General features: G+C 67.8%; 23 protein-coding genes and 1 tRNA gene. 21 read left to right on the top strand and 3 right to left on the bottom strand.

What is annotated here, in order from left to right; all coding sequences use genetic code 11:
* The first annotated feature begins 2 nt into the window (after nt 1-2).
* The 18 genes from LRQ07_RS08845 (at nt 3) to LRQ07_RS08760 (ending at nt 20,479) form a co-directional block, all read left to right on the top strand.
* The gene (locus LRQ07_RS08845) at nt 3-1,961 is read left to right on the top strand and encodes a primosomal protein N' (RefSeq protein ID WP_256536420.1); all 1,959 of its coding nucleotides are present in this window, start codon (nt 3-5) and stop codon (nt 1,959-1,961) included.
* 18 nt (nt 1,962-1,979) lie between these two features.
* A complete protein-coding gene (gene fmt / locus LRQ07_RS08840; protein ID WP_256536419.1) occupies nt 1,980-2,900 on the top strand; it encodes a methionyl-tRNA formyltransferase in 921 nt (306 codons plus the stop codon).
* The gene (locus tag LRQ07_RS08835) at nt 2,897-4,396 is read left to right on the top strand and encodes an RsmB/NOP family class I SAM-dependent RNA methyltransferase (RefSeq protein ID WP_232761838.1); all 1,500 of its coding nucleotides are present in this window, start codon (nt 2,897-2,899) and stop codon (nt 4,394-4,396) included. The genes fmt and LRQ07_RS08835 overlap by 4 nt, the downstream gene beginning before the upstream one ends.
* A gap of 4 nt (nt 4,397-4,400) precedes the next feature.
* Nucleotides 4,401-5,081 carry a ribulose-phosphate 3-epimerase gene (gene rpe / locus LRQ07_RS08830; protein ID WP_153244130.1) on the top strand — a complete coding sequence of 227 codons (681 nt, stop codon included), beginning with the start codon at nt 4,401-4,403 and terminating at the stop codon, nt 5,079-5,081.
* Nucleotides 5,078-5,341, top strand: coding sequence for a phosphoribosyl-ATP diphosphatase (locus tag LRQ07_RS08825; RefSeq protein WP_047519541.1), 264 nt, complete (start codon nt 5,078-5,080; stop codon nt 5,339-5,341). The genes rpe and LRQ07_RS08825 overlap by 4 nt, the downstream gene beginning before the upstream one ends.
* 38 nt (nt 5,342-5,379) lie before the next feature.
* Complete coding sequence (hisG, locus tag LRQ07_RS08820; RefSeq protein ID WP_047519543.1) at nt 5,380-6,222, top strand: ATP phosphoribosyltransferase; 843 nt, start codon at nt 5,380-5,382, stop codon at nt 6,220-6,222.
* Nucleotides 6,222-6,983: an imidazole glycerol phosphate synthase subunit HisF gene (gene hisF / locus LRQ07_RS08815; RefSeq protein ID WP_256536418.1), complete on the top strand. Its 762-nt coding sequence runs from the start codon at nt 6,222-6,224 to the stop codon at nt 6,981-6,983. Before hisG ends, hisF begins: the two co-directional genes overlap by 1 nt.
* Entirely contained in the window at nt 6,980-7,339 is a 360-nt protein-coding gene (hisI, locus tag LRQ07_RS08810) for a phosphoribosyl-AMP cyclohydrolase (RefSeq protein ID WP_256536417.1), read from the top strand. Before hisF ends, hisI begins: the two co-directional genes overlap by 4 nt.
* Nucleotides 7,336-7,923: a Trp biosynthesis-associated membrane protein gene (locus LRQ07_RS08805; RefSeq protein WP_256536416.1), complete on the top strand. Its 588-nt coding sequence runs from the start codon at nt 7,336-7,338 to the stop codon at nt 7,921-7,923. Before hisI ends, LRQ07_RS08805 begins: the two co-directional genes overlap by 4 nt.
* 47 nt (nt 7,924-7,970) lie before the next feature.
* Nucleotides 7,971-8,201 carry an HGxxPAAW family protein gene (locus tag LRQ07_RS08800; protein WP_256536415.1) on the top strand — a complete coding sequence of 77 codons (231 nt, stop codon included), beginning with the start codon at nt 7,971-7,973 and terminating at the stop codon, nt 8,199-8,201.
* Nucleotides 8,201-8,974, top strand: coding sequence for an indole-3-glycerol phosphate synthase TrpC (trpC, locus tag LRQ07_RS08795; protein ID WP_256536414.1), 774 nt, complete (start codon nt 8,201-8,203; stop codon nt 8,972-8,974). Before LRQ07_RS08800 ends, trpC begins: the two co-directional genes overlap by 1 nt.
* Nucleotides 8,974-10,242, top strand: a complete 1,269-nt coding sequence (gene trpB / locus LRQ07_RS08790) for a tryptophan synthase subunit beta (RefSeq protein WP_256536413.1) — start codon at nt 8,974-8,976, stop codon at nt 10,240-10,242. The genes trpC and trpB overlap by 1 nt, the downstream gene beginning before the upstream one ends.
* Nucleotides 10,239-11,042 (top strand): tryptophan synthase subunit alpha, encoded by an 804-nt coding sequence (trpA, locus tag LRQ07_RS08785; protein ID WP_232761842.1) that lies wholly within the window; start codon nt 10,239-10,241, stop codon nt 11,040-11,042. Before trpB ends, trpA begins: the two co-directional genes overlap by 4 nt.
* A gap of 10 nt (nt 11,043-11,052) precedes the next feature.
* Nucleotides 11,053-12,078, top strand: a complete 1,026-nt coding sequence (gene lgt, locus LRQ07_RS08780; protein WP_047519559.1) for a prolipoprotein diacylglyceryl transferase — start codon at nt 11,053-11,055, stop codon at nt 12,076-12,078.
* 143 nt (nt 12,079-12,221) lie between these two features.
* Nucleotides 12,222-16,745 carry a glutamate synthase large subunit gene (gene gltB / locus LRQ07_RS08775; protein WP_256536429.1) on the top strand — a complete coding sequence of 1,508 codons (4,524 nt, stop codon included), beginning with the start codon at nt 12,222-12,224 and terminating at the stop codon, nt 16,743-16,745.
* Nucleotides 16,738-18,204 carry a glutamate synthase subunit beta gene (locus tag LRQ07_RS08770; protein WP_134353723.1) on the top strand — a complete coding sequence of 489 codons (1,467 nt, stop codon included), beginning with the start codon at nt 16,738-16,740 and terminating at the stop codon, nt 18,202-18,204. The genes gltB and LRQ07_RS08770 overlap by 8 nt, the downstream gene beginning before the upstream one ends.
* 57 nt (nt 18,205-18,261) lie before the next feature.
* Nucleotides 18,262-19,710, top strand: coding sequence for a pyruvate kinase (gene pyk / locus LRQ07_RS08765; RefSeq protein ID WP_131491032.1), 1,449 nt, complete (start codon nt 18,262-18,264; stop codon nt 19,708-19,710).
* 172 nt (nt 19,711-19,882) lie between these two features.
* Nucleotides 19,883-20,479: an esterase/lipase family protein gene (locus LRQ07_RS08760; RefSeq protein WP_256536412.1), complete on the top strand. Its 597-nt coding sequence runs from the start codon at nt 19,883-19,885 to the stop codon at nt 20,477-20,479.
* 20 nt (nt 20,480-20,499) lie between these two features.
* On the opposite strand, the gene LRQ07_RS08755 is transcribed toward LRQ07_RS08760, so the two are convergent.
* Together LRQ07_RS08755 and LRQ07_RS08750 are read right to left on the bottom strand one after the other, a co-directional pair.
* Nucleotides 20,500-20,582: transfer RNA gene (locus LRQ07_RS08755), tRNA-Leu, on the bottom strand.
* A gap of 160 nt (nt 20,583-20,742) precedes the next feature.
* The gene (locus LRQ07_RS08750; protein WP_076689818.1) at nt 20,743-22,260 is read right to left on the bottom strand and encodes an IS1634 family transposase; all 1,518 of its coding nucleotides are present in this window, start codon (nt 22,258-22,260) and stop codon (nt 20,743-20,745) included.
* 183 nt (nt 22,261-22,443) lie between these two features.
* On the opposite strand from LRQ07_RS08750, the gene LRQ07_RS08745 reads away from it, so the two are divergent.
* Together LRQ07_RS08745 and LRQ07_RS08740 are read left to right on the top strand one after the other, a co-directional pair.
* On the top strand, nt 22,444-23,064 hold the full coding sequence (locus tag LRQ07_RS08745; protein WP_017830602.1) for an ANTAR domain-containing response regulator: 621 nt from the start codon (nt 22,444-22,446) through the stop codon (nt 23,062-23,064).
* 2 nt (nt 23,065-23,066) lie between these two features.
* On the top strand, nt 23,067-23,642 hold the full coding sequence (locus tag LRQ07_RS08740) for a GNAT family N-acetyltransferase (protein ID WP_232761847.1): 576 nt from the start codon (nt 23,067-23,069) through the stop codon (nt 23,640-23,642).
* Here LRQ07_RS08740 and LRQ07_RS08735 read toward each other — a convergent pair.
* The gene (locus tag LRQ07_RS08735) at nt 23,617-24,045 is read right to left on the bottom strand and encodes a hotdog fold thioesterase (protein WP_153244124.1); all 429 of its coding nucleotides are present in this window, start codon (nt 24,043-24,045) and stop codon (nt 23,617-23,619) included. The two genes, LRQ07_RS08740 and LRQ07_RS08735, sit on opposite strands and share 26 nt — an antisense overlap.
* A 45-nt stretch (nt 24,046-24,090) precedes the next feature.
* Between LRQ07_RS08735 and polA the strand changes: the two genes are divergently transcribed.
* Nucleotides 24,091-26,724 (top strand): DNA polymerase I, encoded by a 2,634-nt coding sequence (gene polA / locus LRQ07_RS08730; RefSeq protein WP_256536411.1) that lies wholly within the window; start codon nt 24,091-24,093, stop codon nt 26,722-26,724.
* Nucleotides 26,725-26,747: the final 23 nt, after the last annotated feature.

Raw genomic sequence — 26,747 nt, 5'->3', positions numbered from 1 at the left:
TGATGCCTCCGGAGAGCCGGCGCATCGCGCGCGTGCTCCTCGATTCGCCGCTGCCTCAACTCGACCGGCTCTTCGACTACGCGCTTCCCGCAGAGCTCGGCGACGTACCACTCGGCGTTCGTGTCCGCGTGCCGTTGCGCACCGCGGGGCGGGTGATCGACGGATACATCGTCGAGATCGACACCGAAGACGACGCCGACCGCCCGTTGTCCGAGGTCGAGAGCGTTGTCTCGGCCGTGCCCGTCCTTCCGGAGCGCCTCTACACGCTGGCACGTCGAGTCGCCGATCGTGCCGCCGGGTCGGCCTCGGACGTGCTGCGCCTCGTGATCCCCAAGCGTCAGGTGCGGGTCGAGAAGGCCTGGACGGCGGACTCGCCCGAAATGCAGCCTGATGCCGCCGCTCGCGATATCGCGGAGGAAACCATCGCGGCCTACGACGGCCTCGGCGCCGTCCTCGATACCGGAGGACGCGCCGCGGTCGAAGCGATCCCGCAGCTCCTCGACGGCGTGCAGGGGTGGGCGAAACTCCTGGCCTCGGCTGCAGCGCGGACATTGTCGTCGGGACGGTCCTCGATCATCGTCGTTCCGGACCATCGCGATCTCGATCGTCTGCTCGCCGCGCTCGAGCCGCTCGTGCCCGCTGGCACGGTGGTGCGTCACGACTCCCGGCAGACCAACCCCGACCGCTATCGGGCTTTTCTGCGCACACTCGAGGATGCTCCCTGCATCGTCGTCGGCAATCGCTCCGCGGTCTACTCGCCTGTGGCCGCCGGGCTGGTGGCGATCTGGGACGATGGCGACCCATTGCTCGGAGAACCGCTGTCGCCGTACGTCAATTCCCGTGACGCGGCGCTCCTCCGACAAGAGCTCGAGAGCTCCGCACTGCTGTTCGCGGGGCATTCGCGTACGACCGACGTCGAGCGCCTCGTCGTCCTCGGTTGGCTGCAGGATGTCCGGGCCACGCGTCGCGTGCTTCCACGGGTCGTCCTCAGCACGGCACAGGAGATGGAGCAGCCGACGGCTCAACGCATGCCGTCATCGGCGTTCCTCGCTGCGCGCAACGCCGCGGCCGAAGGACCCGTCCTCGTGCAGGTTTCGCGCCCGGGGTTCTCCCCATCATTGGTGTGCGCCGACTGCCGAGCGCCCGCACGCTGCCCCCACTGCGGGGGACCACTCGGTGCGCGGCATCGCGGGGCCGTGCCGGTGTGCGGCTGGTGTGGGCGAGGTGCGAGCGCGTGGACGTGCCCGTCGTGCTCCTCGACGAAGCTGCGCCTCGCGTCGTCCGGGAGCGAACGCACCGCCGATGAGCTCGGACGCGCCTTTCCGGGTGTCCGCGTGATCGTCGCCGACAGTGCGCATCCGGTCGAACGCGTCACGGACAGACCCGCACTCGTGGTCGCGACCCGTGGAGCGGAGCCGATCGCCGACGGCGGCTACCGAGCGGTCGTCCTGCTGGACGGGCCGCGCATGCTCCAGGCCCCCGACCTGCGTGTCGCGGAATCGTGTCTGCGCTGGTGGTCGAACGCCGCGGCCCTCGCGGCGCCCGGAGCACCGGTCCACCTGGTCGGAGTGAACGGCGCAGCGGCCAAAGCGCTCGCGACCTGGAACCACGCGGCCCATGCGCGCGCCGAGCTGGAGAGTCGGGCGCCCCTGCACATGCCGCCCACGACGCGCGTGGCACTCGTGCAGGGGTCGGCTTCCGCCGTCGGTGACGCTCTCGCCGCGCTCAAGGAACTCGCCCTCCCCAGCGATGCCGTCCTCGGACCCGTTCCCGTCGAGTCCGACGAGGTGCCTCCCCGCGTACGTGCCCTCGTGCGTTTCGACTACAGCGCCGGCAGCCGTGTCGCCACGGCCCTGCGCGCGGCAGTGGTCGCCGAAGCCGTGAGCGGCCGCCGACGCAAGGGGCGGTCGACGAAGAGCACACTCTCGGTCCGTCTCGATATCCTCGATCCAGAGCTCTGACCCTTCCGGAGAACCTTCATGCGCCTCGTCTTCGCCGGCACACCCGCTGCGGCCGTGCCCACCCTGCGTCGTCTCGCGACCTCGCACGACATCGCCGCGGTCGTGACGCGGCCCGATGCCGCACTCGGGCGTCGGCGTGTGCTCACGCCATCTCCGGTCGCGCAGGCGGCCCTCGAACTCGGACTTCCCGTGATCAAGGCCGCTCGGCTCGACGACGCCGCGACCGCGGAGATCGCGGCCCTGGAGGTGGAACTCGGCGTGATCGTGGCCTACGGGGGCCTGGTCCGCGAGCCGCTCCTGTCCATGCCGACGAGGGGATGGATCAACCTGCACTTCTCCCTCCTTCCGGCGTGGCGCGGAGCCGCCCCGGTGCAACGAGCGCTCATCGCCGGAGACGACGTTCTCGGGGCGAGTGTCTTCCAGCTGGTCGCCGAGCTGGATGCGGGCGACGTCTATGCGACGCGGGAGATCGAGGTCGCGGAGACGGCGACCGCGGGCGAGGCGCTCGACACTCTCGCCCATGACGGTGCCGACCTCACGGCCCAGGTGGTCGACGCGATCGCTGACGGCACAGCTGACGCGCGACCGCAGGTGGGGGAGCCGAGTTTCGCGGTCAAGCTGTCACACGCCGACGGCCTCCTCGATTGGAACGCGCCGCTCGACACGGTGTTCGCACGTTTTCGAGGTGCGACTCCCGAACCCGGCGCGCACACGACGGTCGGCGGTCAGGCGCTCAAGGTGCTCGAAGCGGTGCCCGCTGCCGATGCGGAGCCCCTCGCTCCCGGACGTTTTCGTGGCACGAAGAAGGCGCTCCTCATCGGAACGGGATCGGGGGCGCTGGCGGTGACTCGCGTGCAGCCGGCAGGCAAGGGAGCGATGAACGCGGTCGACTGGTGGCGCGGGCAGCGCGGTGGCGATGAGCTGCAGGCAGGATCATGAGCGACGAAGGACGGGAGCGTCGCACCCCGAGACCGCAGGGACGACGTCCGTCCGGGCAGTCCTCCCGCGAGGGACGGGGCACGGAGCGGCGCGGTCCTGTGCGCGCTGTTCAACCCGCTCGTCGGGTCGCGTACGACGTGCTGCGCGCGGTGTCCGAGACCGATGCCTATGCGAACCTCGTGCTCCCGACCGCGATCGCCGACGCGAAGCTCACGCCGCAGGACGCGGCGCTCGCGACGGAGCTCACGTACGGAACGTTGCGAAGGCTCGGCACGTATGACGCGATCATCGCATCGGCAGCCGACCGCCCGACGGCCGGCATCGACCCTGCGGTGCTCGACGCACTGCGGCTCGCGGTGCATCAGCTGCTCGCCACCCGCGTCGCTTCGCACGCGGCTGTGAACGAATCGGTGAACCTCGTGGCGACGACATCAGGGCGTGGGGCGTCGAGCTTCGCGAACGCCGTCCTCCGTCGCATCACTCGCGACTCGGGAGAGGTCTGGCAGGCGCGCATCGAGGAGCAGGCACGCTCCGATGACGAGCGGCTGGCCCTGCGCACCGCGCATCCGGTCTGGGTAATCAGGGCGCTCCGTCGGGCCCTCGCAGCCGAAGGGCGCGGCGACGAGCTCGAGGCGCTTCTGGAGTCCGACAACATCTCGCCCGAGGTGACCCTCGTCGCGTTGCCGGGGCTTGCCGAACCTGCCGAGCCTCGTCTTCCCTACGCGCCGACCGCTTTCGCGTCTCCCGGGGGCGACCCTCGACGCTCGGTCGAAGCCTCCGGCGGCACCGTGCGCGTACAGGACGAGGGCTCCCAGCTCGTGGCCCTCGCGCTGGCGGGCGCTGCGCCCATCGTCTCGGGGGAGCGCTGGCTCGACCTCTGCGCGGGTCCGGGAGGGAAGACCGCGCTCCTCGCCGCGATCGCGCTCGAGCATGACGCCACGCTGGAGGCGAACGAGGTCGTCCCCGTCCGCGCACGACTCGTCCGCAAGGCTCTCCGGGCCGTACCGGCTGACATCGTCGTCCACGAGCAGGATGGGCGGGCTCTCGCCGCATCCCGACCGGGGGAGTTCGACCGGATCCTCGTCGATGCGCCCTGCACGGGTCTCGGCGCGCTTCGTCGCCGTCCCGAGGCACGCTGGCGGAAGTCGCCGGCGGATGTCGCCGAACTCGTCCCGCTGCAGGTCGAGTTGCTGTCCGCTGCGGTCGATGCGCTCGCTCCCGGTGGCGTCGTCGCTTATGTGACGTGCTCGCCGCATCTCGCGGAGACCACCGGCGTCGTGCAGGAAGTGCTGCGGGAGCGCACGGACATCGTGGAGCTCGATGCCCGTGCGGCGATCGCGGATGTCTCGATGTCGCCGATCGATCTCGCGGTCGAGGGCCGTTCCGGCTCCGGCAGCGCCCAGCTCTGGCCGCATCGACACGGCACCGACGCCATGTTCCTCGCGCTCCTGCAGCGCCCATCGACCGAGAACACCTCATCCGGGAAGGAAGACTAGGACCGTGGATCTGCCCCGCGCCCCGCGCATCAACCCGAGTATCCTCGCCGCCGATTTCGTGAACATGCAGGCGGATCTCGCCCGGATCGCCACCGCGGATTTCGCCCACGTCGACGTGATGGACAACCACTTCGTGCCGAACCTGACGTTCGGCCCGCAGATGGTCGAGCGGATCCAGGCGACCAGCCCCATCCCGCTCGATGTGCATCTGATGATCACGGAGCCGGAGCGGTGGGCGCCGGAGTACGCCGAGATCGGCGCCGCGAGTGTCACGTTCCATCTGGAGGCCACGTCCGACCCCGTGGCGCTCGCTCGCCGACTGCGTGACATCGGATCCCGTGCGGGTGTCGCGGTGAAGCCGGCGACGCCCGTCGACTCATTGTTCGAGATCCTCGATGAGTTCGACCAGATCCTCGTGATGACGGTCGAACCGGGCTTCGGCGGGCAGAGCTTCATGCCGGAGACGATGCCCAAGCTCGAGGCGCTTGCGGCAGAGGCGCGTCGGCGTGGCTCCCGGGTCTGGCTCCAGGTCGACGGAGGCATCTCCGACCGCACGATCGAGATCGCCGCGGCGGCCGGCGCCGACACCTTCGTCGCCGGATCGGCCGTGTACGGGGCCGATGACGTCGAGGCGGCCGTCACCCGGCTGAGAGACCTCGCCCGAGCCGCTAGCCTGGAAGCGTGAAGACTTTCGACGAGCTGTTCGCCGAGCTCAGCGTCAAGGCAGAGACCCGCCCTGAAGGATCGGGCACGGTCGCCGAGCTCGACGGCGGCGTGCACACGATCGGCAAGAAGATCGTGGAAGAAGCCGCCGAGGTGTGGATGGCGTCGGAGTACGAGTCCGACGACGCTGCCGCCGAGGAGATCTCCCAGCTGCTGTACCACGTCCAGGTGATGATGCTCGCGAAGGGGCTCAGCCTGCAGGACGTCTACCGACATCTGTGATGCGCTCCGTTCCGACCTCCTCGAACTGAAAGCCATCCATGCTGCGCATCGCTGTTCCCAACAAGGGCTCCCTTTCCGAGACCGCCGCCGAGATGCTCGCCGAAGCGGGCTACGCCGGGCGTCGTGATCCCAAGACCCTCCATGTCGTCGACGCCGAGAACGACGTCGAGTTCTTCTTCCTCCGTCCCAAGGACATCGCGACCTACGTGGGCTCCGGCGCCATCGACGTCGGCATCACCGGACGCGACCTCCTGCTCGATGCGCGGATGCCCGGCGCGCGCGAGATCGAGGCGCTCGGGTTCGCCGGCTCCACGTTCCGCTTCGCTGCACCGACGGGGCGTTACACCGACGTGTCGGAGCTTGACGGGCTGCGCGTCGCCACCTCCTACCCGGGCCTGGTGGATGCGTTCCTCGACGAGCGCGACATCGCGGTCGACCTGGTGCCGCTCGACGGCGCAGTCGAGTCCGCGGTCCGACTCGGGGTCGCCGATGCGGTCGCCGACGTCGTCGAGACCGGGACCACACTGCGTCAGGCGGGTCTCGATGTGTTCGGCCCCGTCATCCTGGAGTCGGAGGCGGTGCTCATCGCCGGACCGGTCGATGCGGACGGTGCGGAGACGCTGCTCCGCCGCCTGCGTGGCGTGATGGTCGCACGACGGTTCGTGATGATCGACTACGACCTCCCGGTGGCGCTCCTCGACGACGCCGTGAAGATCGCCGGAGGCGTGGAATCGCCGACCGTCTCCCCGCTCCGCGACCCCGAGTGGGTGGCGGTGCGCGTCATGGTCGCGCGCTCGCGCGTCAACCCCGTCATGGATGCGCTCTACGCCCTCGGCGCGCGCGCGATCCTGGTGACGGCCATCCACAACGCGAGGCTGTGATGACTCTCGCCAGTCGTGTCATCCCGTGCCTCGATGTCGCCGCCGGTCGCGTCGTCAAGGGCGTCAACTTCGAGAACCTGCGGGACATGGGTGATCCTGTCGAGCTGGCGCGGCACTATGCGGCACAGGGTGCTGACGAGATCACCTTCCTCGACGTGACCGCCACGGTCGACGCCCGGGCGACCACTTACGACGTGGTGCAGCGCACCGCCGAGCAGGTCTTCGTGCCGTTGACCGTGGGCGGGGGAGTGCGCACCGTGGAAGACGTGGCCCGACTACTCTCGGTCGGTGCCGACAAGGTGGGCGTGAACTCCGCCGCGATCTCGCGCCCAGACCTCATCGGAGAGATCGCGGACCGCTTCGGCGCCCAGGTGCTCGTCCTGTCCCTCGACGTGAAGCGCGCCCCGACCACGTCCTCCGGGTTCGTCGTCACCACGCACGGCGGCCGCACGGAGACGACGCTCGATGCACTCGACTGGGCTCGTGAAGCCGTCGATCGAGGAGCCGGGGAGCTCCTCGTGAACTCCATCGATGCCGACGGCACGCGAGACGGTTTCGATCTCGAGCTGGTGGGCTTGATGCGTGAGGTCGCGCCGGTGCCCGTGATCGCCTCGGGCGGTGCGGGCAAGGCCGCCGACTTCGCTCCGGCCATCAAAGCGGGCGCCGACGCGGTCCTGGCGGCGAGCGTGTTCCATACCGGCGCGCTCACGGTCGGCGACGTCAAGGATGCGCTCCGCGCAGAGGGAGTGGTGATCAGATGACCACCGTGGACGAGCGCATCGCGCAGGTCGACTTCAACGCGGACGGTCTCGCCCCGGTGATCGTGCAGCAGTGGGACACGCGAGAGGTCCTCATGCTCGCGTGGGTCGACGCGGAGGCCCTGCGACGCACCCTGACCTCCGGCCGCGCCACGTACTGGTCGCGTTCACGTCAGGAGTACTGGCGGAAGGGCGACACCTCGGGTCACATCCAGGTCGTGCACGAAGCGCGGCTGGACTGCGACGGGGACGCAATCCTGCTCCTCGTGGCGCAGCACGGTCCGGCCTGCCACACGGGTACCCGCACCTGTTTCGACACGACCGACCTCGAGGCCATGGTGGGGGAGGAGCAGTCGTGACACTCACGAAACGCGGTCGTTCGATCTCAGTGTCCGGCTTCCTGCTCGCCGGCGCGATCGGCATCATCTCCTCGACCCAGACCTGGTTCACGGTCGAGCGCGCGGATGCGGGAGAAGCGATCCTCGTGCCCGGCGCGTCCGCCCTCGTTCTCCTCGCCCCGCTCAGCCTTGCGGTTCTCGCCCTCGGTGCGGCGCTCTCGATCGCCGGCAAGGCGGTCCGCTTCGTCTTCGGAGTTCTGGCGGCCGTGACAGCACTGTTCCTCGGCTGGTCGACACTCCAGCTCCTGCTCACCGAGCCGTTCGGCGCCGTCGCCGCCACCGTGACCGAGGTGACGGGGCTGGCCGGCGGCGCGGCGGTCCACGAGACGGTCCTGAGCATCGTGCCTTCCGCGTGGCCGTACATCGCGCTGGTCGGCTGGACGATCCTGCTGGTCGCGTCCGTCGTCGTCCTCGTGACCTGGCGCGGATGGAAGACGGGCGGACGTCGGTACCGCACCGATCGCGTCGACGTCGCCCACGATGGGCCTGTGGATGCCGTCGATTCGTGGGATGAGCTGTCCCGCGGGACCGATCCGACTCGTTGACCCCGATAGACTGATTCCGAACTGCACGTCGTCCCCCGGAGGAGAACATGACCAACCCGATCGCCGATCCCGGCCACGGACATTCGCCTGCCGCCTGGACCGCCGTCGTCATCATGCTGGTCGGCGTCGCCGCCGCCACTGTCGCGTTCTGCTTCGAGCAGCCGGTCCTCGTGATGATCTCGATCGCTCTCGTTCCCATCGGCGCGATCATGGGCTGGGTGCTGGCCAGGGCCGGCTATGGCGTGAAGGGTCCGAAGTACGCTCCGAAGGCGCACTAATGGTCCTCGCCGACCTGACGGCCGGCGCTGTCGCAGACGCTGAGCGTCGCGCCTCGTCGCGCCCGTTGGCCGCCGTGGAGCGCGATGCGCTCGCGCGTCCCGCCGCGAAGGACGCGCTGGCGTTCCTCGCGCCGGCCGATCGTGTGAAGATCATCGCAGAGGTCAAGCGCGCGAGCCCCTCGCGCGGCGCTCTCGCGGAGATCCCCGACCCGGCGCTCCAGGCATCTCTCTACGAAGAGGGAGGCGCCTCGGCGATCAGCGTGCTGACCGAGGAACGTCGATTCGGGGGGAGCCTCGCCGACCTCGAGGCGGTCACCGCCAGGGTCTCGCTGCCGGTGCTGCGCAAGGACTTCATCGCCACCCGCTACCAGGTCCTCGAGGCCCGTGCCGCGGGCGCTGATCTCGTCCTCCTCATCGTCGCCGGTCTCGACTCCGAGGTGCTTCGAGACCTCTTCGGGTTCATCACCGAACTCGGCATGACCCCTCTCGTCGAGACGCACTCGGCCGAGGAGCTCGAAGCCGCCATCGACCTCGGTTCTCCGCTGATCGGTGTGAACGCGCGTGATCTGAAGACACTCGAACTCGACCGCGACCTGTTCGGTCGCCTGGTGGATCGGATCCCGGACACCGCGGTGAAGATCGCCGAGTCCGCAGTGCTCACCCCCGAAGACGTCGCGCACTACCGCTCCGCCGGCGCCGACGTCGTCCTGATCGGCGAGGCTCTCGTCACCGGCGACCCCGTCGCCACTCTCACGCGTTTCCTGGAGGCATAATGAGCCTGCGCGACCAGCACGGCCCCTTCTTCGGCGAATTCGGCGGGCGTTACATGCCCGAGTCGCTCATCGCCGCGATCGACGAGTTGACCGTGGCGTACGAGGCGGCGATCGTCGACCCGGATTTCCGGGCTGAGCTCGCGCACCTGCTGAGCTCGTACGCCGGGAGGCCGTCCGCGATCACCGAGGTGCCGCGGTTCGCCGAGCACGCCGGTGGGGCACGCGTCTTCCTCAAGCGGGAAGACCTCAACCACACGGGTTCGCACAAGATCAACAACGTCCTCGGACAGGCGCTGCTGACCAAGCGGCTCGGCAAGACCCGCGTGATCGCCGAGACGGGCGCCGGACAGCACGGCGTCGCGACCGCCACCGCTGCGGCGCTGTTCGGCTTGGACTGCACGATCTACATGGGTGAGGTCGACACCGAGCGTCAAGCGCTCAACGTGGCCCGCATGCGCCTGCTCGGTGCGGAGGTCGTTCCGGTGACGTCCGGTTCCCGCACGCTCAAGGACGCGATCAACGATGCCTACCGCGACTGGGTGGCGTCGGTCGAGACCACCAACTACATCTTCGGCACCGCCGCAGGACCGCACCCCTTCCCGGCGATGGTCCGCGACTTCCAGAAGATCATCGGTGAGGAGGCGCGTGCACAACTCCTCGACGAGGTCGGACGGCTCCCCGATGCGGTCCTCGCGTGCGTGGGCGGCGGGTCGAACGCGATCGGCATGTTCGATGCGTTCCTCGACGATGAGGGCGTCGCCCTCTACGGCGTGGAGGCGGCGGGTGACGGCGTCGACACCGAGAAGCACGCGGCATCGATCGAGCGTGGGCGGCCCGGAGTGCTTCACGGCGCCAAGACCTACGTGCTCCAGGATGAGGACGGCCAGACGATCGAGTCGCACTCGATCTCCGCGGGGCTCGACTATCCCGGTGTCGGCCCGGAGCACGCCTGGCTCGCGGACATCGGCCGCGCCGAGTACATCCCGGCGACCGACGACGAAGCCATGCAGGCTCTGCGTCTGCTGAGTCGGACGGAGGGGATCATCCCCGCCATCGAATCGGCTCATGCCCTCGCCGGTGCGCTGCGCATCGGGCGCGAGCTCGGCCCCGACGGACTCATCGCCGTGTGTCTCTCGGGTCGTGGCGACAAGGACATGGACACCGCAGCCCGCTACTTCGAGCTCTACGACCAGGCCGCTCTGGCCCACGAAGTCGCGGAGGAGAGCGCCGAGGAAGAGCTTGCATCGAAGGGGGAGCCCCAGCTATGAGCCGAGTCGAACAGGCGATCCAGCGCGCCCAGGACGCCGGCCGCAGCGCGTTCGTCGGCTACCTGCCCGTCGGATTCCCCGACCTCGAGACGAGCATCCAGGCGGCGATCGCCCTCGCCGAGAACGGTGTCGACATCATCGAGCTCGGCCCGCCCTACAGCGACCCGGTGATGGATGGCGCGATCATCCAGGAGGCGACCACCACAGCGTTGGCCGCGGGCTTCCGGATGGCCGACCTCTTCACGGCGATCCGCGCCATCACGGCTGCGACCGATGTGCCGGTCCTCGTCATGACGTACTGGAACCCGGTCATGCAGTACGGCGTCGACCGCTATGCGGATGACCTGCTCGCCGCGGGCGGCGCCGGACTCATCACGCCCGACATCACGCCCGATGCCGCGGGGGAGTGGATCGCCGCAAGCGAGCGGACGGGCCTCGACCGTGTGTTCCTGGCTGCGCCCACCTCCTCCGACGAGCGGCTCGACCTCGTCGTGACGTCGTCCACCGGGTTCGTGTACACCGTCTCGACGATGGGTATCACGGGCGAACGCGCCGAACTCGACCGCGCCGCACGCACCCTCGTCGGACGTCTGCGCGCGCACGGCGCCCGACGCGCGTGCGTGGGCATCGGCATCTCCACGGCCGAGCAGATCGCCGGGGTGTCGGAGTACGCCGACGGTGCCATCGTCGGCACAGCCCTCGTCCGTGCCCTGCGCGACGGCGGCGTCCCCGCCCTCGCCGAGGTCACCCGCAACCTGGCCGCCGGCACCTCGTCGGCGCGCCCCGATCACGAGAACTAGAATCGCACTCATGTCACTCGCGCTCCACAGCACCTTCACCGGTGTGCTCGCCAGCATCCCGAGCCCCCCGGTGTCCTACTTCGACCTCGGGCCCATACGGATCCACTTCTATGCGCTGTGCATCATCGCGGGCATCATCGCCGCGACGCTGCTGACCAACCACCGTCTCACCAAGCGCGGTGCGGAGCCGTGGGTCGTGATCGACATCTCGATCCTCGCGGTGCCCCTGGCGATCATCGGCGCCCGGATCTTCCACGTCCTCACCCACCCGAACGACTACTTCGGCGAGGGCATCAACACCTGGAACCCCTTCCAACCGGGCTCGGTGTGGGCCATCTGGGAGGGCGGTATCGCGATCTTCGGTGCGCTCATCGGTGGCGCGATCGGTGCGTATCTCGGCTGCCGCTGGACCGGCATCCGCTTCTGGACGTTCGCCGACGCTCTGGCGCCGGGGCTGCTGCTGGCGCAGGCCATGGGACGCTTCGGCAACTGGTTCAATCACGAACTCTTCGGCCTCCCCACCGACCTGCCGTGGGGACTGGAGATCGAGTCCACGAACTCCGCGTTCCCTCCCGGTCTTCCCGAGGGCACGCTGTTCCACCCGACCTTCCTCTACGAGGTGCTGTGGAACGGGCTGGGCGTCATCGTCCTGCTCTGGCTCGGCCGCAAGCTCTTCTTCCAGTGGGGTCGCCTGTTCGCGATGTACCTCATCTGGTACAGCGCGGGACGCATCGTCTGGGAGTCGATCCGCATCGACCCGAGCGAGATCATCCTGGGGCTGCGCAGCAACGTCCTCGCGGCCATCATCGGCGTCCTCGTGGGTCTCGCGATCCTCATCGTGCAGACGCGTCGCCACCCCGGTCTCGAGCCCTCGCCGTATCAGCCGGGCCGCGAACGGACCGACGCGGACGCTGATGTACAATCGCAGAACAATCCCTCTGACTTCGTAGACGTGAGCGAGCCTCCGACCGAAGAAGTCACCGCAGGAGCCACCGCCACAAGCACTGCTCCCACGAGCGAGGACGGCTCTCGATAACGCCGCCTCGTGGCGGGAGAACCATTGCACTGAACGAGCGGGCCGACGTCGTCCCCGGGTTTCACTCGACGATCTGAGGACGGTAACTGGTGTACTTCCAGCCCCCTTACGGCGCCTCCGGCGCATACCCCCCGAAGCAGGGCATGTACAACCCGGCGTTCGAGAAGGACGCCTGCGGCCTGGCCATGGTCGCCACGCTGCGCGGCGAAGCCGGGCACGACATCATCGCGTTGGCCCTTCAGGCTCTTCGCAATCTGGAGCACCGTGGTGCCATCGGTTCCGACGCCGGAACCGGAGACGGTGCGGGCATCCTGACGCAGATGCCCGATGCGTTCCTCCGCGCTGTGGTCGGCTTCGAGCTGCCGCCGGTGGGCGAGTATGCCGCGGGGCTGGCGTTCCTGCCTCGCGATTCGAGCGAGCGCCGTCAGCAGAAGGCCGGGATCGAGAAGATCGCCCGCTCCGAAGGACTCCGTGTCCTCGGGTGGCGCGATGTCCCCACAGCCAACGAGAACCTCGGCAAGCTCGCCGATGAGGCGCGTCCCGCCTTCGAGCAGCTCTTCGTGAGCGCCGGGGGAGCGACCCACGCCGATGCGCCCCTCACGGGCATCGCCCTCGACCGTGTCGCCTACCGCCTGCGCAAGCGTGCAGGACACGAACTCGGCGCGTACTTCGTCTCGCTCTCGGCCCGCACGCTCGGCTACAAGGGCATGGTCACGACGCTGCAGCTCGAACCGTTCTACCCCGACCTGCAGGACGAGCGTTTCGCGTCAGAGCTCGCGGTGGTGCATTCCCGGTACTCCACGAACACCTTCCCGTCATGGCCGCTCGCGCAGCCGCTGCGGATGCTCGCGCACAACGGTGAGATCAACACCGTCGGCGGGAACCGCAACTGGATGCGTGCGCGCCAGTCGCAGCTGGAATCGGAGTTGCTCGGCGACATCGATCCGCTGTTGCCGATCTGCACCGACGGCGCGAGCGACTCCGCCTCTTTCGACGAGGTGCTCGAGCTGCTCACACTCACCGGACGGAGCCTGCCGCACGCCATCATGATGATGGTTCCGGAGGCTTACGAGAAGCAGACCGACATCTCGCCGGAGCTGCGTTCGTTCTACGAGTACCACTCGAACCAGATGGAGCCGTGGGACGGTCCCGCTGCCCTCATCTTCACCGACGGCACGCTCGTCGGTGCCACACTCGACCGCAACGGTCTCCGCCCGGGACGGTGGACGGAGACGACCGACGGTCTGGTCGTGATCGGCTCCGAGACCGGTGTGCTGCAGTTCGAGCCGGAGCGCATCAAGCGTCGCGGCCGACTGCAGCCCGGAAAGATGTTCCTCGTCGACACGGCACAGCGTCGCATCGTCGAGGACAGCGAGATCAAGCGCGACCTCGCCACCATGCACCCGTGGCAGGAGTGGCTGGATGCCGGCGCCGTGCGTCTCGCCGAGCTGCCGGAGCGCGAGCACATCGTGCACCCTCCGGCCTCGATCACCCGCCGTCAGCGGACCTTCGGATACACCGAGGAAGAAGTCCGCATCCTGCTCACCCCGATGGGGCAGACCGGCGTCGAGCCCCTCGGTGCCATGGGCTCCGACACGCCTATCGCGGTGCTCAGCAAACGTCCGCGACTGCTCTTCGACTACTTCACGCAGCAGTTCGCACAGGTGACGAACCCGCCGCTCGACTCGATCCGTGAAGAGGTCGTCACGAGTCTCAAGCTGGGTCTCGGGCCCGAGAGCAATCTGCTCTCCTGGGGGCCGGAGCACACCCGCACCGTGTCGCTCGATTTCCCCGTGATCGACAACGACGAGCTCGCGAAGATCCGTCACATCGACAAGGCGATGCCCGGCCGGTCGAGTGTGACCATCCGCGGCCTCTACCATTTCGACGCGGGCCCCCAGACCCTGCAGGACCGTCTCACGGAGATGTGCGCGGAGGTCGACGAGGCGATCGAGAACGGCGCCGAGTTCATCATCCTGTCGGACCGCGACTCGAACAAGGACCTCACCCCGATCCCGTCCCTGCTGATGGTGTCGGCGATCCACCACCACCTCATCCGGCGTGAGAACCGTATGAAGGTCGGGCTCATCGTCGAAGCCGGAGACGTGCGTGAAGTGCACCACGTCGCGACGCTGATCGGTTACGGCGCATCTGCCGTGAACCCGTATCTCGCGATGGAGACGGTCGAGCACCTCGTACGCACCGGCTACATCAACGGCATCACGCCCGAGAAGGCGGTCAAGAACCTGATCTACGCCCTCGGTAAGGGCGTGCTCAAGATCATGTCGAAGATGGGCATCTCCACCGTGTCGTCCTATGCAGGCGCTCAGGTGTTCGAGGCCGTCGGCCTCAGCCAGGAGTTCATCGACGCCTACTTCACGCGCACCGAGTCCAAGCTCGGCGGCGTCGGCATCGAGGAGATCTTCGCCGAGAACCAGGCGCGTCACGACTACGCCTACCCGGAGGATGCGGCGGCGCGTGCGCACGAGCGTCTGTGGACCGGTGGCGAGTACCAGTGGCGCCGTGACGGCTCTCCGCACCTGTTCAACCCGGAGACGGTGTTCAAGCTTCAGCACTCGACCCGCACGCGTCGCTACGACATCTTCCGGGAATACACGAAGCTCGTCGACGAGCAGGCGGCGGAGCTGAAGACGCTGCGCGGGCTGTTCACGCTGCGCACCGGTACCCGCAAGCCCGTCCCGCTGGACGAGGTCGAGCCGGTGTCCGCGATCGTCAAGAGGTTCTCGACGGGGGCGATGAGCTATGGCTCGATCTCCCGGGAGGCGCACGAGACGCTCGCGATCGCCATGAACAGGATCGGCGGGAAGTCGAACACCGGTGAAGGCGGCGAGGACCCGGATCGCCTGGTCGACCCGGAACGCCGCAGCGCGATCAAGCAGGTCGCCTCCGGTCGTTTCGGTGTGACCAGCCTCTACCTCACCGAGGCGGACGACATCCAGATCAAGCTCGCTCAGGGGGCCAAGCCCGGCGAGGGAGGACAGCTGCCGCCGACCAAGGTCTACCCCTGGGTCGCCCGCACCCGTCACGCAACGGCCGGTGTCGGTCTCATCTCGCCACCGCCGCACCATGACATCTACTCGATCGAAGACCTCAAGCAGCTGATCTTCGACCTGAAGCGGGCGAACCCCGAGGCGCGTATCCATACCAAGCTGGTGAGCCAGTCGGGCATCGGTGCGGTGTCGGCGGGTGTCGCCAAGGCTCTGAGCGACGTGATCCTCGTCTCCGGCCACGACGGTGGAACAGGAGCGAGCCCGTTGAACTCGCTCAAGCACGCCGGCACGCCGTGGGAGCTCGGTCTCGCCGAGACCCAGCAGACGCTCATGCTCAACGGCATGCGGGACCGTGTCGTCGTGCAGGTCGACGGTCAGCTCAAGACCGGTCGTGACGTGATCATCGGTGCGCTGCTGGGAGCGGAGGAGTTCGGTTTCGCGACGGCGCCCCTCGTGGTCAGCGGCTGCATCATGATGCGGGTCTGTCATCTCGACACCTGCCCGGTCGGCGTCGCGACCCAGAACCCGGTGCTGCGCGAGCGCTTCACAGGAAAGCCGGAGTTCGTCGTGAACTTCATGGAGTTCATCGCCGAAGAGGTGCGCGAACTCCTCGCTGAGCTGGGATACCGCTCTCTCGACGAGGTGATCGGGCGCGCTGATCTCATCGAGGTGAACGCCGCCGTGGAGCACTGGAAGGCAGAGGGTCTCGACCTGACACCCGTGCTCGAAGGCCCGGTCTTCCCGGCGGGCGAGCCGCGTCGCAGCGGCCGCGCGCAGGATCACGAACTCGAGAAGCACTTCGACGTGCAGCTCATCGACATCGCGAAGGGGGCGCTGCTCAACGGCGAACCCGTCGTGGCGGAGCTGCCCATCGCGAACACCGAGCGTGCCGTGGGGACGATGCTGGGGCACCAGGTCACTTCGCGCCACGGTGCCGCCGGCTTGCCTGAGGGAACCATCGACGTCACACTGCACGGCACCGCGGGGCAGTCGCTCGGCGCGTTCCTGCCGCCGGGCATCGTGCTCCGACTCGAGGGCGACGCGAACGACTACGTCGGCAAGGGGCTGTCCGGTGGAGACATCACCATCCGCCCGCCGCGAGGGTCCTCCATCGCTCCGGAGGACAACGTGATCGCCGGCAACGTGATCGGCTATGGCGCGACGTCGGGGACGATGTTCATCTCCGGTGTCGTCGGTGAACGCTTCCTCGTCCGCAACTCGGGCGCGACCGCCGTCGTCGAGGGAGTGGGCGACCACGCGCTCGAGTACATGACGGGTGGCCTAGCTGTGATCCTCGGCTCGACCGGCCGCAACTTCGGCGCCGGTATGTCCGGGGGAGTGGCCTACGTGCACGCCCTCGACACCAGCAAGGTGAACGCGCAGTCGCTCGGGAGTGGAGAACTGCTGCTCGAACCACTCGATCGCGCAGATCTCGAGGTGCTGCGAAGCCTGTTGGTCGCGCATGCCGAGCGCACGGCCTCACCGCGGGCCTCCGCGCTCCTCGAGAACTTCGATGATGTCGCCGCGGAGTTCGTGAAGGTACTTCCTCGCGACTTCGCCGCGGTGCGGAGCATGCGCGAAGAAGCATTGGCCGAGGGGATCGACCCCGACGGCGACATCGTTTGGAACCGCATCCTGGAGGTGACCGGTGGCTGACCCCAAAGGCTTTCTGAAGGTGACCGAGCGGGAACTTCCCGCACGACGTCCGGTGCCTGTGCGCATCATGGACTGGAAAGAGGTCTACGAGCCGGGCGACAAGCAGGTCCTTCGTCGTCAAGCCGGACGTTGCATGGACTGCGGCGTGCCGTTCTGTCATCAGGGATGCCCGCTCGGGAACCTGATCCCCGAGTGGAACGACCTCACCTGGCGCGGTGAGGGCCGCGCGGCGATCGAGCGCCTGCACGCCACGAACAACTTCCCGGAGTTCACGGGGCGGCTGTGCCCCGCGCCCTGCGAGAGCTCGTGCGTGCTCGGCATCAACCAGCCGGCGGTCACGATCAAGCAGATCGAGGTCTCGATCATCGATGAGGCCTTCGCGAAGGGGTGGGTCGAGCCGGAGCCGCCCGAACGCCTCACGGGAAAGACGGTCGCCGTCGTCGGATCGGGCCCCGCGGGTCTCGCTGCCGCGCAGCAGCTCACCCGTGCCGGGCACACGGTCGCGGTCTTCGAGCGGGACGACCGCATCGGCGGCCTGCTGCGGTACGGCATCCCGGACTTCAAGATGGAGAAGACGCAGCTCGAATCGCGCCTTCGCCAGATGCAGGAGGAAGGCACGCGTTTCCGTGCCGGCGTGGAGATCGGCAAGGACATCTCCTGGCCCGATCTGCGTGCCCGCTACGACGCAGTCGTCATCGCGACGGGGTCCACGGTTCCGCGTGACCTCGCCATCCCCGGCCGTGACCTCGACGGGGTGCACTTCGCCATGGAGTACCTCGTCGAGTCCAACCACGCGGTCGCGGGCGACAAGGTCACCGACCAGATCAGCGCAGAGGGCAAGCACGTCATCGTCATCGGCGGTGGAGACACCGGCGCGGACTGCATCGGAACCGCGCACCGTCAGGGTGCTCTCAGCGTCACCAACCTGGCGATCGGCATGCAGCCGGGCGACGTCCGTCCGGACCACCAGCCGTGGCCGATGATGCCGACGATCTTCGAGGTGTCCTCTGCTCACGAGGAGGGTGGAGAGCGGGTGTACCTCGCGTCCACCGTCGAGTTCCTCGGCAACGACGTCGGTGAGGTGCGTGCGCTGCGCGTGGCCGAGACCGAGTACGTCGACGGCCGCCGCGTCCCCAAGAGCGGCACCGAGCGAGAGATCCCCGCGGACCTCGTCCTGATCGCGATGGGCTTCACCGGACCCGAGCAGGAGGGGTACACCGAAGACACGCTTCCGCAGGTCACCGACCGTGGCGCCTTCCGCCGCGACTCGTCGTACGAGTCAACGGTTCCCGGAGTGTTCGTCGCCGGAGACGCCGGTCGCGGTCAGTCGCTCATCGTGTGGGCCATCGCCGAGGGTCGCGCAGCTGCCGCGAACGTCGATCGCTTCCTGATGGGCACCACCGTGCTTCCCGAGCCGGTGCGACCGAGTGATGTCGCGATCGGTCTCCAGCCCGCGTAGGCTGAGGCCGGCACCGTCGCCTGATTTACATCCCCCATTTCTACCCTGGAGTATCTGTTGAGACGCGCGAAAATCGTCGCCACCTTGGGCCCCGCAACTTCCACGTATGAGACGGTGCGCGCACTGATCGATGCGGGGGTGGACGTCGCGCGACTGAACCTCAGCCACGGCGACTACTCGGTTCACGAGAACAACTACGCGAACGTGCGTCGTGCCGCAGAGGATGCCGGCCGGGCCGTCGCAATCCTCGTCGACCTGCAGGGGCCGAAGATCCGCCTCGGCAAGTTCGAGGACGGGCCGTACGAGCTCGCCAAGGGCGACATCTTCAAGATCACGACCGAAGACATCATCGGCAACAAGGAGATCTGCGGAACGACCTTCAAGGGTCTCCCGCAGGACGTCAAGCCGGGCGACTTCCTGCTGATCGACGACGGCAAGGTCCGCGTCGAGGTCGTCGAGACCGACGGCGTCACGGTGACCACCAAGGTCATCGTGGCCGGCGCCGTCTCCAACAACAAGGGCATCAACCTCCCCGGTGTCGCCGTCAACGTCCCCGCTCTCAGCGAGAAGGACGAAGACGACCTGCGTTGGGGACTGCGCATCGGGGCCGATCTGATCGCGCTGTCGTTCGTGCGCAATGCCGCCGATGTGACCCGCGTTCACGAGATCATGGCGGAAGAGGGCGTCAAGGTTCCCGTCATCGCCAAGGTCGAGAAGCCGCAGGCCGTCGATGCGCTGGAAGAGATCGTCGACGCGTTCGATGCGATCATGGTCGCCCGTGGTGACCTGGGCGTCGAGCTTCCGCTCGAGGCTGTGCCGATCGTGCAGAAGCGCGCCGTCGAGATCGCTCGCCGGATGGCCAAGCCGGTGATCGTCGCGACGCAGATGCTCGAGTCGATGATCAGCAGCCCGGTTCCCACGCGCGCCGAGACCTCGGACGTCGCGAACGCCGTCCTCGACGGTGCGGATGCCGTCATGCTCTCCGGTGAGACCAGTGTCGGTGACTACCCGGTCGTGGTCGTCGAGACCATGGCGCGGATCATCGCCTCCACGGAAGAGCACGGCTTGGAGCGCATCCTGCCGCTGACGACCAAGCCCCGCACGCAGGGAGGCGCGATCACGCTCGCTGCTCTCGAGGTGGCGGAGTTCGTCGAGGCGAAGTTCCTCTGCGTGTTCACGCAGTCCGGAGATTCCGCGCGTCGTCTGTCGCGTCTGCGTTCGCGCATCCCGATGATCGCGTTCACCCCGGAGCCGGGAATCCGTCGCCGCATGGCTCTGACCTGGGGCATCCGCTCCACCCTGGTCGACATGGTCCAGCACACCGACCTGATGTATCACCAGGTGGACGAGTATCTCCTCGGCAACGGTCTCGCACAGGAGGGGGACAAGGTCGTCGTGATCTCCGGTTCCCCTCCCGGAATCGTCGGATCGACCAACGACCTGCGCGTGCACAAGGTGGGCGATGCGATCCGCGGCGCGGCACCGATCTACAAGGCCGGCGTCTGACATCGCGCATCGAGGGGGCGGAGCTTCGGCTCCGCCCCCTCTGCCGTGCGATCCGGTAGTTTTCCCTCATGGGTCCGCATCGTCTTCCGAGGAGCACGTCATCGGCGCGCTGAGGAAGGCGGGGTGGTGGTGCGCGGACTACGCGTACGCGGGGTTCTGGCAGCTGCGCGCGATGTTCGACCGCACGGATCCTGCATCGTTCGCCTCCGGGAGCGGTGCGCGGATCGTTGTCCTTCCCGGCGTCTACGAGACCTGGAAGTTCATGCAGCCTCTCGTCGCGGCGCTGCATGAGCGAGGCCATCCGGTCCAGGTCGTCGACACCCTCCATCGCAATCGACGTCCGGTGGTGGAGATGGCGCAGAGCGTCGGGGACTTCCTGGAGCGCCATGACCTCACGGATGTGATCCTGGTCGCCCACAGCAAGGGCGGGCTCGCGGGCAAGCTGGTCATGACGGGACCGGCGGCCGGCCGTGTGCGCTCGATGCTGGCGATCGCGACACCGTTCGGCGGTTCGAGCTATGCCCGTGTGATGCTCTCGCGGACGCTGCGGGAGTTCGCCCCCGACGACCCGGGAATCATCAGCCTCACCCAGAGGCGGTCGGTGAACGATCGGATCGTCTCGATCTACGCGGAATTCGACCCGCACATCCCGGAGGGCAGCGAACTCGTCGGTGCCAAGAACGTCCGCCTCAACACCGGAGGGCATTTCCGGATCCTCGCGCATCCCCGGGTGCTCGCCGAGCTGGCTGTCCTCGCAGAGGAGCACTGAGGGCTCTCTTCATCAAACGGTGCCGGCGGTGGGACTCGAACCCACACGCCCTTTCGGACAAAGCATTTTGAGTGCTCCGCGTCTGCCATTCCGCCACGCCGGCTCGTGTGTCGCGTCTACGACTTTAGCGCAGCATGAGAGCCGGATTCTCCGCGCCGACCGCCTGGGGCCTGCGAACAGGGGCTCTCCACTAGGATGGTTGTGTGACAGAGCAAGAAGAGCAGGCTGAGCAGCCCACGTCATCCGCCCTGGATCGTGTCAGATTAGTGCCCCACGCCCGGCCGGAGTGCGGCGATGATGTCGGCGGCTTCCCCCGTTGGCGGGGTGGTCGCGGTGAGTTCGTGTCCGTCGATGGTGATCGTGACGTCACGCAGCGGGCGCAGCGCGCGGACGATACGGCGGACCGTCACGCCGGTGGTCTTGTAGAGGTGCCGGCTGATCGCGAGAGCGCAGAACACGACGGTGAGGTGCGCGTGGATCGAGTCCGCGGTCGACGCGAACATCGGTCTCGCCCGCAGGTCGGTCTTCGCCATCCGGAACGTCGCCTCGACCTGGAACAGGTCATGGTAGGCCGCCACGATCTCTGCAGCGGAAGCCGTCGCGGTGCTGAGGTTGGTGACGTACCCCTTGAGGCCGATGTATTCGCGGGCCTTCTCGACTCTTGCCCAGTTCACGCCGGGCTTGGTGCCGAGGGTGACGAACCGGTCCTTCTTCGCCGGGCGGGTGCCGGCAGCGATCTGCTCGGCGCGTTCGATCTGCTTGTTCAACGTGATGTTGTCGCGGATCTTCCGCTTGTGGGAGTACTGCCACACCACTCGCCGCTCCCGCGCGTTCACACCCGCACCCATGGTTCGGGTGGTCTCGACCGTCTCCCCATCGGTGACGATGTTCCCGACGGTCGCGTAGTGCTCGGCGAGATCGTATGGCGCGGAGGAGGTGCGGGAGCCGACGATGAACCCGAACCCGGCGTCCTCCAGCCGGTTCAGGTTCGCTGCGGACAGCATGCCGGCGTCCGCGACGACCACGACCTCGGTCGCGGAGTGACGTTCGCGGAACTGGTCGAGGACGGGCAGCAGGGTGAGGGTCTCGCCCCTGTTGCCCGCGAACTCGTGGACTTCGAGGGGGAACCCGCCCTGGTCCACGAGGAGGCCGACGAGGATCTGCGGGTCGACGCGGCGCTCTTTGCTCATCCCGACCTTGCGGAGCTTGTCTTCACGCTCCGCCTCGAAGTAGAGGGTGGTGACGTCGTAGAGCACGACGGTGAGCGGGCCAGATCGGGTCGCATGCGCGTAGGCTGCGGCGGCGATCTTCGACCGCCAGTCCTGCTCAACGCTGCGGGCGAGGGTCCGCCACACGGTCGACAGCGACGGCGCACCCGGGACACCGAGCTCGTCCCACACCCGCAGCGTGTCCGCCTTGCTGGTCGGCTCGACGACGCGGGCCAGGACCAGCTTCTTGAATGTGTCGTTGCCGACCGCGTCGAACCCGAGACGGGCGTAGGCGTCCTCGAGGACATCCCACAACAACCTGGACCTCGACCCGGTCACCGTCGGCGCGGTCGTGGCCGGCGGCGTCGCGCCCAGCCCGTCCAGATCGAACGGGACATGCCCGGCCAGCTCCGCGATCCGCTCCCGCGCGATCGCGACCAGCACCGCGAGCTGCTCATCGTCGTGCGCGGAGCCGAGGTGCTCCACGATCGTCCGCACACCACGGGTCTTCGACGCGATCTGCACCGCCGTCGCACCCGACGCGGTGCGCACCTTCCGCACGAACCACCCCACCGAGCGAGTCTAGATCGACGCCGTTAGTGCCCCGCACGAGGCACCAACACCCCCGGAAAATCAAGCCTCAACAGTCCTCAACCCGCGAAATCACCCGACGGTGACACGATCCAGGTGAGAGCCGGATTCTCCGCGCCGACCGCCTGGGGCCTGCGAACAGGGGCTCTCCACTAGGATGGTTGTGTGACAGAGCAAGAAGAGCAGGCTGAGCAGCCCACGTCATCCGCACCCCGACGCGTCGTCGTCGCTGAAGACGAGTCGCTGATCCGTCTCGACATCGTCGAGATCCTTCGCGACAACGGCTTCGATGTCGTGGGCGAGGCGGGGGATGGAGAGACCGCGGTCGCTCTGGCGACCGAGCTCCGACCGGACCTCGTCATCATGGACGTCAAGATGCCGCAGCTCGACGGCATCAGCGCCGCGGAGAAGCTGCACAAGGGCAACATCGCGCCGGTCGTCCTGCTCACAGCGTTCAGCCAGAAGGAGCTCGTCGAGCGCGCGAGCGAGGCCGGTGCGCTCGCGTACGTCGTGAAGCCGTTCACCCCGAACGACCTCCTGCCCGCGATCGAGATCGCGCTGGCTCGTCACGAGCAGATCATCACGCTCGAGGCCGAGGTCGCCGACATGGTCGAGCGCTTCGAGACCCGCAAGCTCGTCGACCGGGCCAAGGGCCTGCTCAACGAGAAGATGGGTCTGAGCGAACCTGAGGCGTTCCGCTGGATCCAGAAGGCATCCATGGACCGTCGTCTGACGATGCAGGACGTCGCCAAGGCGATCATCGAGCAGCTCGCCCCCAAGAAGTAGCGGTGAGCGCCGGCACGATCCGGCTCGATACCGAGCACATCCTGCGGCCGGTGAGGCAGGGGGATGGGGTTGCACTCGCCCGCGCGTATGTCGCGAATCGCGAACATCTTGCGCCGTGGGAGCCGGCGCGCTCGGAGGCGTTCTTCACCGTCGCCGCGCAGGAGCAGCACGCACAGCTCTGCGTGGAAGACGCGGACGCCGGGCGGAGTCTCCGCTTCGTCATCGAATCCGATGACGGGGAGATCCGCGGTCGGATGAACATCAACAACATCGTCCGGGGTGCGTTCTGGAGCGCTGACCTCGGCTACTGGGTCGATGCCACGCGGCTGCGTCGCGGCCTCGCGAGTCGCGCGGTCGCTCAGCTCATCGAGTATTCACGAACGCAGCTCCGCCTTCACCGGCTCCAGGCCGCCACCCTGCTGCACAACCTCGGTTCCCAACGCGTGCTGATCGGCAACGGCTTCGAGCGCATCGGCATGGCGCCGAAGTACCTCCGCATCGCGGGGGAGTGGCAGGACCATCTGCTGTTCCAGCGACTGCTCGAGGAACCGCTCAGTTCGCGGCGGGAAGGTCCTTGATCATGTTGGTGATGCGGATCGTGGAGCAGCGGCGTCCCTGATCGTCGGTCACCACGATCTCGTGCACGGTGATGCTCCGTCCCAGGTGCACCGGTGTGCATACGCCGGTGACGACGCCCGACGTGGCCGATCGGGTGTGCGTCGCGTTGATGTCGACGCCGACGGCGAGACGGCCGGTACCGGCATGCAGATTCGCCGCCATCGAACCGAGCGATTCGCCGAGCACCACGTACGCGCCACCGTGCATGAGGCCGACAGGCTGGGTGTTGCCTTCGACAGGCATCGTCGCGACACAACGGTCGATGCCGAACTCGACGAACTCCATGCCCATCTTCTCGGCCAGGGCACCCATTCCGCGGGCCGTGGCCCAGTCGAGTCCCTCGCTCGTCGCGACGTCGCTCATGCATCCTCCTCAGCGGGTGTCTGTCGTCCTCGTTAGGCTGACAGGGTGACGGACTCCGCAAAGCCTACCCTCATGGTCGTCGACGGCCACTCGCTCGCCTACCGTGCTTTCTTCGCGCTCCCGGTCGACAATTTCACGACCAAGGACAATCAGCACACCAACGGCATCTACGGCTTCCTCTCGATGCTGGTGAACCTCATCAAAGCCGAGCAGCCGACGCACTTGGCGATCGCCTTCGACACCTCGCGTCACTCCTTCCGCACTGAGGAGTACTCCGAGTACAAGGCCACGCGTTCCGAGTCGCCGCAGGAGTTCAAGGGTCAGATCCCGCTTCTGCAGGACTGCCTCGCCGCCATGTCGATCCCTGTCCTGACGAAGGAGGGGATCGAGGCCGACGACATCCTCGCGACGCTCGCTTCACAGGGCGCCGAGCAGGGCTTCGAGGTGCTCGTCGTCTCCGGAGACCGTGACACCATCCAGCTCGTGAACGACGACGTCACCCTGCTCTACCCGTCGGTGCAGGGCGTCTCGCAGCTCAAGCGCTATGACCCGACGACCGTGCAGGAGCGCTACGGTGTGCGTCCAGAGCAGTACCCCGACATCGCGGCCCTGGTCGGCGAGACCAGCGACAACCTGCCCGGTGTTCCGAAGGTCGGAGAGAAGACGGCGGTCAAGTGGCTCACGCAGTTCGGATCGCTCGATGAGCTGATCGCCCGTGCCGACGAGATCAAGGGAGTGGTCGGCGGCAACCTCCGCGACCACATCGACGATGTCCGACGCAACCGCAAGCTCAACCGTCTCCTCACCGATGTCGAGCTCCCGGTCGGGCCCTCCGACCTGGCCGTGGCACCGATCGATGCGCAGGCCGTGCGCGACATCTTCGCCCGGCTCGAGTTCCGCACCCTGCTACCGCGGGTGTTCGAGGCCGTCGGAGCCGGGGAGGTCGCCGACGACCCGGCGTCGGTCGTCGTGGTGCCCGCACCGGTCGAGACGTCACCCGCGGAGCTGGCGGCCTGGGCTGTCGCGCAGGACGGCGATGTCTCCCTGCGGATCATGACGCAGGGAGGTTCCCCCACACGGATCGGCGCCGCGACTCTCACCGACCTCCGCGAGTCGGATTGGACGGAGAGCGCCGCAGAGGCTCTGCGCGAATGGATCGAGTCCGACGCGCCGAAGGTGCTGCACGATGCGAAGCCGCAGGTGAAGGCCCTGATCCGTCAGGGAATCCGCCTCCGCGGTCTCGCCTATGACACGAGCCTGGCCGGGTGGCTCCTGCGGCCGAGCTTCCCGGACAAGACCCTGTCCGACCTGGTCGAGCGCTACCTCGGCGAGAAGCTGCCCGAGGCCGACCCGTCCCAGTTGGTGCCCGAGACCGAGGGAGCCACACCGTCGCAGGAGGCGTGGTTCGCGTTGCGCGTCGCCGATGCGCTGCGCGAAGACATCCCCGAGTCGGTCGCCGCTGTCCTGGTCGACATCGAACTGCCGACCCTGCTCACACTCGCCGACATGGAGGTCGCGGGCGTCGCGGTCTCGCACGAGGTGCTCTCCACGTTCTCCGGCGAGCTCGCCGCTCGCGCCGAGGGACTCGCGCAGGAGGCGTTCTCGGTCGTCGGTCGTGAGTTCAATCTCGGTTCACCCAAGCAGCTGCAGGAGGTCTTGTTCGAAGACCTGCAGTTGCCGAAGACCCGCAAAACCAAGACCGGCTACTCCACCGACGCCGCGGTACTCGCCGACCTGCAGGAGAGCAACCCGCACCCGTTCCTCAGCCTGTTGCTGCAGCACCGTGAGGCCACCAAGCTCCGGCAGATCATCGAGTCCCTCGACACGGCGATCGGCGACGACCACCGCGTGCACACGACGTATGTGCAGACGGGGAGCCAGACCGGGCGACTGTCCAGTACCGATCCCAATCTGCAGAACATCCCGGTGCGTACGGAGGAATCGCGCCGTATCCGGAGCGCATTCGAAGTCGGCGAGGGGTACGACGCTCTCTTGACGGCCGACTATTCGCAGATCGAGATGCGCATCATGGCCCATCTGTCCGGCGACGAGGGGCTGATCGAGGCTTTCAACAGTGGCGAGGACCTGCACCGGTTCGTCGGCGCCCGCGTGTTCGGGGTCGAGCCGAGCGAGGTGTCTCCGGCGATGCGCACGAAGGTGAAGGCGATGTCCTACGGACTCGTCTACGGACTCTCGGCGTTCGGGCTCTCGAAGCAGCTGCGCATCGAGCAGTCCGAGGCCAAGCAGCTGATGGTGGAGTACTTCGCACGATTCGGCGCGGTGCGCGACTATCTGCGCGCCTCGGTCATGAAGGCGAAAGAGGTCGGCTACACCGAGACGATCTTCGGGCGCCGTCGGCCGTTCCCCGACCTCGCGAGCCCGAACCGGGTACTGCGGGAGAACGCCGAGCGCGCTGCCCTCAACGCGCCGATCCAGGGGAGCGCCGCCGACATCATGAAGATCGCGCTGCTCCACATCCACGACGACCTTCGCTCCCAGCAGCTGTCCTCGCGCGTGCTGCTTCAGATCCATGACGAACTCGTCGTCGAGGTCGCCCCGGGGGAGTGGGACGCCACGGAGCAGATCGTCCGCGCTCGAATGGGTGATGCCGCACAGTTGTCGGTGCCGCTCGATGTTCAGGTCGGCCGCGGCCGTGACTGGAACGAAGCCGCGCACTGACCTCCGCCGTGGGAGGGGCCGGG

Source organism: Microbacterium sp. J1-1 (assembly GCF_024498615.1).
Taxonomy (GTDB): Bacteria; Actinomycetota; Actinomycetes; order Actinomycetales; family Microbacteriaceae; genus Microbacterium; species Microbacterium aurugineum.
Note: the sequence above shows the minus strand (reverse complement) of the source record. Positions and strands in the feature narration are given on the sequence as shown.